This window comes from Actinotignum stranguriae (assembly GCF_051265215.1).
Lineage (GTDB): Bacteria > Actinomycetota > Actinomycetes > Actinomycetales > Actinomycetaceae > Actinotignum > Actinotignum schaalii_C.
The window spans coordinates 40,659-50,196 of the sequence record NZ_JBOZCJ010000017.1 but is presented as its reverse complement, the minus strand read 5'-3'; the positions used below and the strand labels follow the sequence as shown (position 1 = coordinate 50,196).

At 62.8% G+C, this 9,538-nt stretch carries 9 protein-coding genes; 1 reads left to right on the top strand and 8 read right to left on the bottom strand.

Annotated features, from left to right (window positions below; translation table 11 throughout):
- Window positions 1-240: 240 nt before the first annotated feature.
- From ACRQEG_RS06855 to ACRQEG_RS06845, 3 genes are all read right to left on the bottom strand, one after another.
- Window positions 241-774, bottom strand: coding sequence for a CarD family transcriptional regulator (locus ACRQEG_RS06855; RefSeq protein WP_016443353.1), 534 nt, complete (start codon window positions 772-774; stop codon window positions 241-243).
- 222 nt (window positions 775-996) lie between these two features.
- Window positions 997-1,686 (bottom strand): response regulator transcription factor, encoded by a 690-nt coding sequence (locus ACRQEG_RS06850; RefSeq protein ID WP_320758096.1) that lies wholly within the window; start codon window positions 1,684-1,686, stop codon window positions 997-999.
- A gap of 9 nt (window positions 1,687-1,695) precedes the next feature.
- Window positions 1,696-2,877, bottom strand: coding sequence for a sensor histidine kinase (locus ACRQEG_RS06845; RefSeq protein ID WP_320758095.1), 1,182 nt, complete (start codon window positions 2,875-2,877; stop codon window positions 1,696-1,698).
- Between the two features lie 181 nt (window positions 2,878-3,058).
- Between ACRQEG_RS06845 and phoU the strand changes: the two genes are divergently transcribed.
- Window positions 3,059-3,784 (top strand): phosphate signaling complex protein PhoU, encoded by a 726-nt coding sequence (gene phoU / locus ACRQEG_RS06840; protein ID WP_320758094.1) that lies wholly within the window; start codon window positions 3,059-3,061, stop codon window positions 3,782-3,784.
- A 28-nt stretch (window positions 3,785-3,812) separates the two neighbouring features.
- On the opposite strand, the gene ACRQEG_RS06835 is transcribed toward phoU, so the two are convergent.
- The 5 genes from ACRQEG_RS06835 to ACRQEG_RS06815 all read right to left on the bottom strand — a co-directional run bounded on the left by ACRQEG_RS06835 (window position 3,813) and on the right by ACRQEG_RS06815 (window position 9,386).
- Window positions 3,813-4,682 (bottom strand): anchored repeat-type ABC transporter permease subunit, encoded by an 870-nt coding sequence (locus ACRQEG_RS06835; protein WP_320758093.1) that lies wholly within the window; start codon window positions 4,680-4,682, stop codon window positions 3,813-3,815.
- Window positions 4,679-5,437 carry an anchored repeat-type ABC transporter ATP-binding subunit gene (locus tag ACRQEG_RS06830; protein ID WP_320758092.1) on the bottom strand — a complete coding sequence of 253 codons (759 nt, stop codon included), beginning with the start codon at window positions 5,435-5,437 and terminating at the stop codon, window positions 4,679-4,681. The genes ACRQEG_RS06835 and ACRQEG_RS06830 overlap by 4 nt, the downstream gene beginning before the upstream one ends.
- Window positions 5,425-6,558 carry a choice-of-anchor M domain-containing protein gene (locus tag ACRQEG_RS06825; RefSeq protein WP_320758091.1) on the bottom strand — a complete coding sequence of 378 codons (1,134 nt, stop codon included), beginning with the start codon at window positions 6,556-6,558 and terminating at the stop codon, window positions 5,425-5,427. Before ACRQEG_RS06825 ends, ACRQEG_RS06830 begins: the two co-directional genes overlap by 13 nt.
- The gene (locus ACRQEG_RS06820; RefSeq protein WP_320758090.1) at window positions 6,555-8,324 is read right to left on the bottom strand and encodes an anchored repeat ABC transporter, substrate-binding protein; all 1,770 of its coding nucleotides are present in this window, start codon (window positions 8,322-8,324) and stop codon (window positions 6,555-6,557) included. The genes ACRQEG_RS06825 and ACRQEG_RS06820 overlap by 4 nt, the downstream gene beginning before the upstream one ends.
- A gap of 324 nt (window positions 8,325-8,648) precedes the next feature.
- Window positions 8,649-9,386, bottom strand: a complete 738-nt coding sequence (locus tag ACRQEG_RS06815; protein WP_016443345.1) for a phosphoglyceromutase — start codon at window positions 9,384-9,386, stop codon at window positions 8,649-8,651.
- Window positions 9,387-9,538: the final 152 nt, after the last annotated feature.

The following is a 9,538-nucleotide window of genomic DNA, read 5'->3' as shown; positions in this document are numbered from 1 at the left end:
TGGTTTAACAATTATGGAACAGCGTCAAGCGGTTTTAAGCAATAATGTCCAATAAACAGTCCGCAGCCCCTTTTGTCTATTAACCCCATTTTCTATCCCCGAGGTACCCCGAGCCAGCTGGCAGCGCCGTCGAGCTTTAATGCGTGAAGCGGCCCGGGAGAATTCCCGGACCGCTTCATTTACGAGTGCCTCAAAACGAGCGTGCGCCGTGAAACAAAGACACCACGCACCTCAGGAGGACTAGGCGGACGCCGCAGCACCTTCTTCCGAGCTACTTTCCCGACCCTCGTTACCTTCGGCCAGGATCTCATCGAGGAGTTCACCGGCTTCTTCTTCACTCAATTCGCGGGCGAGGGCAATTTCCGAGCAGAGGATCTGGCGGGCGCGCTGGAGCATCCGCTTCTCCCCCGCCGAGAGGTGGCGATCAGTATCCCGGCGCGTGAGGTCACGCACCACTTCGGCTACCTTATTGACATCCCCCGAGGTGAGCTTTTCGGTATTCGCCTTGAAACGCCGGCTCCAATTAGAAGGTTCTTCCACATCCTGTTCGCGCAGAACCCTAAACACCACTTCAAGCTGATCTTCGTTGGAGACATCACGGACCCCAACTTCCTCGATGGATTCGGCCGGAACCTGAATGACCATATCGCCCTGCATGACGTTAAGCGTGAGGTAGGTGCGCTTTTCACCCCTGATAATCTTGTCCGAAATATCAGTAATTTCCGCTGCCCCGTGATGCGGGTAAATAACGGTTTCTCCGACCTTGAACGGCATTGAATCAGAACCCTTTCTCCGCTGCGCGTTCGCGCAATATGCGCATATCCGATAGACATTTTACCATTGACGGTGTAGTCTCTGATCTTTTTTGCGCTGCAAGCCACAAAGGGCTGCGGTGTGGGCCACAAGTTCGCAGGCACGCGGGCTGTATGTTTGCAGGCGGCAGCCTCACGCTCACCGGCACGCGGGCACCCGCCCGCGCTCACGCCCCGGCTGCGACTACTCCGAGACCAGCTTGTAGCCGAGCCCACGCACCGTGACCAGCGCGGTGGGAGCGGAAGGATCCACCTCAATCTTCGAGCGAATTCGCTTGACGTGCACATCCAGGGTCTTAGTATCACCCATATAGTCCAGGCCCCAAATACGGTCAAGAATCTGGGGGCGGGTGAGCACCCGGTCCGGATTACGCAAGAAAAGTTCAAGCAGCTCGAATTCCCGCAGCGGCATGCTGATAAGTTCCCCGCCCACGTAAACTTCGTGCTTATCGGTATCCATTTCTACCCGGCCCACGCGCAATACGTCTTCGTCTACATCATCTGCGGCCCCGGTGCTCGCCCGGCGCAGCACCGCCCGCACTCGCGCCACCAGTTCCCGATAGGAATAGGGCTTGGTGACGTAGTCATCCGCTCCAACTTCCAAGCCGACCACCTTGTCGATTTCAGAATCCTTGGCGGTGAGCATAATGATGGGCACATCCGAGGTAGCCCGAATCCGGCGGCACACTTCCTCGCCGGACATGCCCGGGAGCATGAGGTCAAGAAGCACCACATCGGGGCGCGCCACCTGGAATTGTTCGAGGGCCGCGGCGCCATCCGCGGCAGTCACCACCTCGTAACCGTCCCGGCCCAGGTTGAATGCGAGGGTGTCACGGTACGTCGGTTCGTCATCAACAACAAGGATCGTGGTCATGGTGTTTCGTTACTTCCTCTCCGAATGCTCAAGCGCATTAGTTTCAGGACTGGGAGCTGCCTCAGGAATATAGGGTTCGGGCAGGCAGATGGTGAAGGTGGAGCCCTGGCCTACCTTGCTCCATAATTTGATGCGCCCGCCATGGTCTTGAACCACGTGCTTGACGATCGCAAGGCCAATCCCGGAGCCCCCGGAATTGCGGTCCCGGGCGGCATCCCCTCGGTAAAATCGCTCAAAAATACGTTCGCGTTGCGCCGCGTCAATTCCCTCGCCTTGGTCGACGACGGAAATAAGCACCTGCCCATCCGCCAGCGATGTTGCTACTGAGACCCGCCCGTGCGGCCGGGTATAGCGCACCGCATTATCCAGAAGATTACGGATCGCGGTGGCGAGCATGCGTCTATCTCCATAGACTGTGAGCCCAGGCTGCCCGCCGCTCACAATTTTCACCCCGCGATTAGCAGCTTCCACATCCATCCGGGCAACCGATTCGGCCACTACCGCATCCACATCCACAAGTTCCGTGGTGGTCAAGGCATTACCTTCTTGGAGGCGTGAAAGCTCGATAATGTCCTGCACCAGGCCGCGCAAGCGCACCACTTCGGTATCCAGCTGGGCGGTGAAATGCCGGACCGCTTGCGGATCATCCGCCGCGCTGTCCAGAGTTTCCACCAGCAAAGAAATCGCCCCCACCGGGGTTTTCAGCTCGTGGGATACATTGGCCACGAAATCCCGCCGGGTTTCTTCCAGTTTGAGCTTCTCGGTATTGTCCTCGAAAAGCACGAGCACCCGCCCGCCGGAAAGCGGCGCAGCATAGACCATCAAACGGGTATCGCTCTGGTTTTTGAGCGTGGACCGTTTAATGGAGAGCGGGCGGGAGAGCACTTCACCGGTATCGCGCACCCGTGCCACCAGTTGGATGAACTCAGGGCGCACCAGGCGATCATCACGCACCAGCCCGAAACTATAGGCCTGGGTGGAGGCACGTTCCACCACGTCAAGCGCGGATACAAGCACGAAGAATTGCGGAATCGCCTCGAGGACTTTCACGGCGTCCTCCACCGGCTCTACCGTTGCGGTCACCCGCAATGGGCGCAGCGAGCGCTGCGAATAGGCAAAAGCCAGGGAGGCGATAATGCCCACGGCGATCCCCCCGCAGACCGCGGCAAGCACAGCGATTCCTTCAACCATGGTTCCAGACTAGCCTGTTCCAGCTCGGCCTGGCACGCTCGGCAGCCCCGAAAGCCCGCTATTTACCTACTGTTTACGCAATATGCCGCTAGTGTTAACCCCGTACTGCTGAAATAAAACCTGTGGTGCGCCGCCGTGCGCTACGAACGCGCCCGCGGGCGCACAGAAATGAGGAGCTTTAATGCGTCAAGAATTCCGCAACGAAATGAAGACGCTCGAGGAAACGCTTGCCAAGCAGGCTCGCAGCGCCGCTCGGGCGATGGAACACGCCGCAGATTCGCTGCGGAACGCCAATCTGGCCCTGGCGGAATCGGTGATTGATGCCGATGCAAATATTGATGAGCTGCAGCGTCAGATTGAAGATATGGCGATTTCGCTGCTGGCGCGGCAGGCGCCGGTTGCCTCGGATTTGCGGACCGTGGTGACCGCGATGCGCATCGCCATTACTCTGGAGCGCATGGGCGACCTGGCCCGCCACGTTGCCTATATTGCGCGCGGGCGTTTCCCCGAACGCGTGGTGGGCGGCCCCGGCTATGACCTACTCGTACGCATGGCCGACGAGGCCGTGCGGGTGGGTCGCCAGGTGGAAGAACTCGTGCGCAAGCAGGATCTTGCTATCGCCGATGAAATTGACGAACGTGATGAGGTTCTTGACGACCTGCACCGCCAGTCTTTCCAGCTGGTCCTCGATGAGGATAACGGCATGAGCCACCAGGAAATCGTGGACGTAGTATTGCTGGGCCGTTTCCTGGAACGCTACGGGGATCACGGGGTCACGGTTGCCCGCCGCATGCACTTCCTCATCACCGGCTTGCGTGTGGATGTGGAGTCCACCCCGGGTACCGAAGAAGAAATGCTCGGCGGGGACTTCCCCGAAGGTTTCTCCGTGGGAGATATGGAAGACTAATCGGCGCTTGCCGTCGTTCGGGCCTGTACTACACGCGGTCTTTTACGCGTGCGGTGCGGGCCCGCACTAGTTTCCCGCGCACCGGAACACTCAACCACACGAGGGCGAAAAGCGCCGTCGTCACTAAAACAATGGCTGCACCCGCAGGAATATCCGCCGCCCAGGAGAGCCACACCCCCACGAAAGCGCTCGCGCACCCGAGGATTGGAGCGAGGAGCATCATCGTGCCCACCCGGTCGGTGAGGAGCCGCGCGGTGGCGGCCGGGGTGACGAGCAGCGCCAACACCAAAATATTGCCGATGGATTGCACGGAAATCACCACCGCGAGCGCCACGGTGAGGTAGAGGCACACGTCTACGAGCAGCACCCGGGTGCCGGTGGCGCGCGCGAAATCGCGGTCCACGCTCACGGAGAGCAGCGCCGGGTGGAGCACGGCCAGGAAAAGCAGCACGGCCGCGGCCACGATGGCGGAAGTGAGCACATCGGAACTATCCACGCCGGTGAGGGAACCGAATAGGAAAGATTCGAGGGACCCGGTATAGCCGGGGATGCGCGCGATGAGAGCCACGCCGAACGCGAAAGCCGCGGCCATAAAAATACCGATGATGGAGTCTTCGCGCAGGTTGCGGTTTTGCGAGGCGAGCGCGATAAGAAGGGCGACGACGCCGCCCGCGACCGCTCCGCCCACCAGAATGGAACCCTGGAGCGCGAAAGCGATGACAATGCCGGGGAAAACCGCGTGGGCGAGGGCATCCCCCAGGAAGGACATGCCGCGCAGTACCACGTGCACGCCCACCGCCCCGCACACTACCGCGGAAAGCATGGCAACGAGGAGGGCACGCGGGAGGAAGCCGAGTACCGGATTGGACAGATCGGCCAGGAAATCAAAGAAACTCATGCTTTCACCATTCCGAGGACGCGCAGCAGCGGCGAGGAAGCCCGCACCTGGAACGTTTCCATCCACAGGTCGGCGCGGAGGATATCCGCGGGCGGGCCGGCCGCGATAATTGTGCGGTTGAGAAGGGCCACGCGGGTGGAAATATCAACGGCCTGGGTGAGGTCGTGGGTGGACATAATAATTCCGGCCCCGCCGGCGCGTAGCGAGAGGAAAAGATCGGCCAGGGAATCCTGGGTGGGGTGGTCGAGCCCGGTGAAGGGCTCGTCCAGGAGGAGGATGGCCGGGTCGCGCACGAGTGCGCGCGCGATGAGGATGCGCTGTTGCTGCCCGCCGGACAGCTGCCCGATGGGCCGACGCCGCATCTCGAATAAATCGACCCTATCGAGCGCGGCATATACCTTTTCCCACGCGCTGCGCCCCAGGCGCGCCCGGGCGAGCAGCCCGCGGCGTTCCAGCCCGGTGGCCACCAGTTCCTCCACGCTCATGGGGTAACCCCATTGGGTGGCGCGGGACTGCGGCACGTAGCCGATGGCACGGTGCGGGCGGCCGGGCCGGACCCGCTCCCCGCGCACCTCAACAGTGCCGGCTGCCGGGGTGAGCAGGCCCATGATGCTGCGCATGAGGGTGGTTTTCCCGGCGCCGTTCGGGCCGATGAGGCCAACGAGCTCGCCGGCTTCCACCTCGAGGCTGACATCACGGAGCACCCGCACACCTCCGAGCACAACCGCGAGGTCACGGACCGTTAGCGCTGGCACGATTCCTCCTCTGCCTCGCCATCGCGGGCCTGGGTGCGGGCCGCGAGCGCCGCTTCCTGGTGGCGGCGGCGCGAGGCACGCGCCCCGATAAAGCCAGCGGCAATGAGGAGCACCGCTCCAGCGCAGCCGATAACTACCCAGCGCAGCGGGATTTCCGCCTCGCCGGCGGCCGAGTTCCGGGCGCCATTCGCACCGGTTTGCGCCGTACCGGATTGACCCGCGGCTGATTGCCCGGCCTGCGCATTATCCGCGGCCGAACCGCTAGCTGCCGCGCCGTCGCTGCCGGCCGGCCACTGGGCCGCGCGGGCGTCGTCGGCAGAAGTATTCGCACCCACCGCGAAACGCAAAGTCACGGTTTTCTCCACCTGGGTGCCGTCCGTGAGCTGGGCGGATACCGTGAGGCGCACCAGGTGCACGCCGGGCTGGGTGAAGACCCAATTGGCGTGGGTGTGGGTATTGAGGGAGACGTGCACCGGCTGCGAGGTGGCGACTTCGGAATTCCACAGCAGGGTGGGCCCGGAGAAGTTGCCCGAATCGACAAAGGCGGTGAATTGGCCTTCCCCCGCGTGCCCGCCGTAGGTGAGGGCCACATCGCCATTGACGCGGCTGACCACGCCCGGGTCCTGGGTATTCCAGCCGAGCCACACCACATCGGCGAGCTGCTGCTGCGGGATCACGTAGGCCGGACCGGAGGCGTGAATAAAGGAGTAGGCATCGGTAGCGGGGACCTCCATGCGGGCCGCCTCCCCCACCCGGAAGACCACGTCGTCCACGGAACGCCAGACCGGCACGGCGCCCGAATCATCACGCACCAGGAAATCCCAGCCGGCATCCGTCAGGCGCGGGCCCATATCCACGTGTCCGGAGCTGATCTCCACCGGGGTGCCCACCGGGGCCAGCTGCTCGTCCCCGCTCACCGTTTGGGTGAGGGCCGGGTCAACGGCAGTGCTGGAACCGGGCGCGGTAGGGGCCGGATCCGGATGGGCGAAAGCACGCGCGGGCGCGGCCAGAACCAGCGCGCAGCTGAGCGCAGCAAGGAGTAGCGCGGCGAGAGTGCGCGCGCAAACAGAGCGGAGGGCGCCGGAACGTGCGCTCAGGTGCGCGGTAGAGAATCTAGTCATGAATTGTCCTTCGTGGGTTCGGTAGCGGGAAGCTGAGCGACGGGCGGCGCGGGTTGCGGATCAGGTTGCGGCGCAGCGCCCGGATCCGATCGCTGATCGGGAGTGGTAGGCAGGGGCAGCCGCGGAACCTCATAATCGGGAGACCAGGCCGGCAGCGCGCCCGGATCGAGGCAGCTTTTCAAGGCGCGACCATTGGCGATCATCATGGCTTCGTAGGTGGTGGCAGCGCCGTCGAAAGAATCAGAATAGAGCTGGCAGACCGCCACGCCCGCCGCGCTCGCCACAGCCCGCAGCTCCCCGGCGTGCGAAGCCGTGGTCGGTTCCCCGAAGACAGCGGGAACCCGCAGATCCAGGAGTGTATGGGTGAGATTGGCGAGCTGGCGCGCGGAAGGTTCCAGCGCCGGATTCGGGGTGACGAAACCGACCGTGTCCAGGCCGTAGGCGCGCGCCAAGTAGCCGAAGCCGTCATGCGCGGTCACGAGCTTGCGTTGCCGCGCTGGAATAGAGGCGACGACGCCGCGCAGCCACTCATCCAGGCCCCGCAATCTGGCGATATAAGCTTGCGCATTGGCCGCGTAGATAGGAGCGCCCTGCGGATCCAGGGCGCTAAGTTCAGCGGCAATAGTTTCCACATAGGCGATGGCATTGGAGGCATCCAGCCACAGGTGCGGATCAACATCGCCGTGCACGTGTTCACCCAGCACCGCCTGGGCCAACACCCAGCTGGTATCCCCGGCCCGGCCCAGGAAACGCCAAGCGGGATCGCCAGGAATATGGGTGGCCACGGTATGCGGCACCGCGATAACCGCGCTATCCGGGGAAACCTCGGTAGTGCGGGCCGATTCGATTTCCCCGCGCAGGGTTATGGCACCGCTATCGGCCATGGTGATATCCACGTGACCGGCGTCGATCACCCGGCTACGCCCGGTGGTGGCCGGATCTACCCCGACGGCAAAGACCACAGTCCCCTCCCCGAGGCTGCGGCTCTGGCCCGCTTCCTGGACCTCGGCGCGCATGCGCAATTCATAAATACCGGGGGCGGAAAAAGCCCAGGACATATGGGTATGGGCCTGGGTGGGAAGATCCACGTGCCCGAGTTCCGCGCGCGAAGAATCGATATAAACCTTGGGTTGCCCGAACGTTCCGGTGGTGAAAGCCGCTAGGGTGCCCGGGCCGGTGACCGAGACTGCGCGCAGCGAAACAATGGGAGCCGAAGTGGTGGGTGCGGAAGGGGCAGCGGCGTCGTTCCCCTCCTGCGGCTGGGCCGCAACCGGTGCCCCCGCGCGGAAACCAAGCCACACGGTGCTCAACGACGCGTCCTCCACAAGCACGATATGGCGCGCGCCGTATGCGACGGCCGCCTCACCCAAACCAACATTTTTCACGCCGGGACGCCTGGTAGCATCCATGGTGGCGAGCAGCGCTTGGTCCTCCAGCAGCAATTGGTTGGAGAAAACGATGTCCGCCCGGGCCAGTTCCCGCAAAGACCGCAGTGACGGTTCAAAAGAATGCGGGTCCGCCCCGGGCGGCACAAGGGATGTCACCTCACCCCGCTCGCCCAGAACATTCTGGGCGAGGTCCGCGAGTATCGGAGTGGAGGCGACAACCCGTGGCGCATCGGAATTCCGATCGCCCGTTTCGGCGCGGGTCCTCACTCCCGCGGCCGAAACACTACCCACCAGCGCTTCCTGGCCCCCACCGGAAGGGATACCGGCAGGGCAGACCATCGCAACGATGGACGCGATGGCGGGTAGCAGCTTCCTCATGCTCGGACACACACCTCCGGATACGTGAATCCAGGCCGCCGGGCGGCGGCGCTGCGCTCGGCATGTAACCGGGCGCTTCCCAGGCAGCGGCCGAGCCGCCCATAAGCGGTAACGATAACCGTTATCATTACCAGCTCAATGGTAGGGGGTGGGGCGGGGATGGACAAGTCCCGGCCGCGAAGCCGTGACTGAGTTCATAGCTCGGAGGTGCGCCGGCGTGGGCCGAGCTCGCGTTTAACAAGAAGCAGGGCCCCGGTCTGACCGGAGCCCTGCTTGACTCTTAGTCCTCTAACTCAGCGCTAGAGACTGCGACTTACTTGCGAACTACTTGCCCTGGTTGGCAACTTCCGCGATCTTCTTCTGCGCTTCGGGATCGAGGTAGGTGCCACCCTTCTTGACGGGCTTGAGGGTTTCCTCATCAAGTTCGTACACCAGCGGAATGCCGGTGGGAATGTTCACGCCCACAATGTCATCATCGGAGATGTCATCAAGGTACTTAACGATACCGCGCAGCGAATTGCCGTGCGCCGCAATCATGACGGTTTTCCCGGTCTTGATAGCGGGCACGATATCGGATTCCCAGTAGGGCAGCGCGCGCGCGAGCACATCCTTGAGGCATTCCGAACGCGGGATCGGTTCACCGGCATAGCGAGGATCCTGATCCTGCGACCATTCCGAACCGAGCTCAATGGCCGGCGGCGGAACATCGTAGGAGCGGCGCCACTGCATGAACTGTTCTTCGCCGTATTCGTCGCGGATTTCCTTCTTGTTCTTACCCTGCAACGCGCCGTAGTGGCGTTCATTCAGGTGCCACGACCGCTGTACCGGGATCCAGTGACGATCACATTCATCCAGGGCGATATTCGCCGTGGTGATCGCGCGCCGGAGCAGCGAGGTGAACAGGAGGTCGGGGAGGATGTTGTTCTCCTTGAGGAGCTTGCCACCGTGAGCGGCTTCGGCACGCCCCTTCTCCGAGAGCGGCACATCAACCCAACCGGTGAACAGGTTCTTTGCGTTCCAATCGCTCTCGCCGTGGCGGAGCAATACCAGTGTGTAGGTCATATCGTTATTCTTTCATGTCACGGCGCGGGTTACCACGCCCTTTGCCTAGAACTTAAAGGGGAACGACGACGCCGTGCGCACGCGCCCGGCATCACTGCCGGCCGCGTGCGCGGACTGGGCCACCAGCAGCTTGACAGTCGATTGACTGCCGA

Coding starts and splice junctions, on each gene's coding strand:
- phoU (WP_320758094.1), top strand. CDS start 3,059: ATGCGTCAAGAATTCCGCAACGAAATGAAGACGCTCGAGGAAACGCTT.
- ACRQEG_RS06850 (WP_320758096.1), bottom strand. CDS start 1,686: ATGACCACGATCCTTGTTGTTGATGACGAACCGACGTACCGTGACACC.
- ACRQEG_RS06815 (WP_016443345.1), bottom strand. CDS start 9,386: ATGACCTACACACTGGTATTGCTCCGCCACGGCGAGAGCGATTGGAAC.
- ACRQEG_RS06855 (WP_016443353.1), bottom strand. CDS start 774: ATGCCGTTCAAGGTCGGAGAAACCGTTATTTACCCGCATCACGGGGCA.
- ACRQEG_RS06845 (WP_320758095.1), bottom strand. CDS start 2,877: ATGGTTGAAGGAATCGCTGTGCTTGCCGCGGTCTGCGGGGGGATCGCC.
- ACRQEG_RS06825 (WP_320758091.1), bottom strand. CDS start 6,558: ATGACTAGATTCTCTACCGCGCACCTGAGCGCACGTTCCGGCGCCCTC.
- ACRQEG_RS06820 (WP_320758090.1), bottom strand. CDS start 8,324: ATGAGGAAGCTGCTACCCGCCATCGCGTCCATCGTTGCGATGGTCTGC.
- ACRQEG_RS06835 (WP_320758093.1), bottom strand. CDS start 4,682: ATGAGTTTCTTTGATTTCCTGGCCGATCTGTCCAATCCGGTACTCGGC.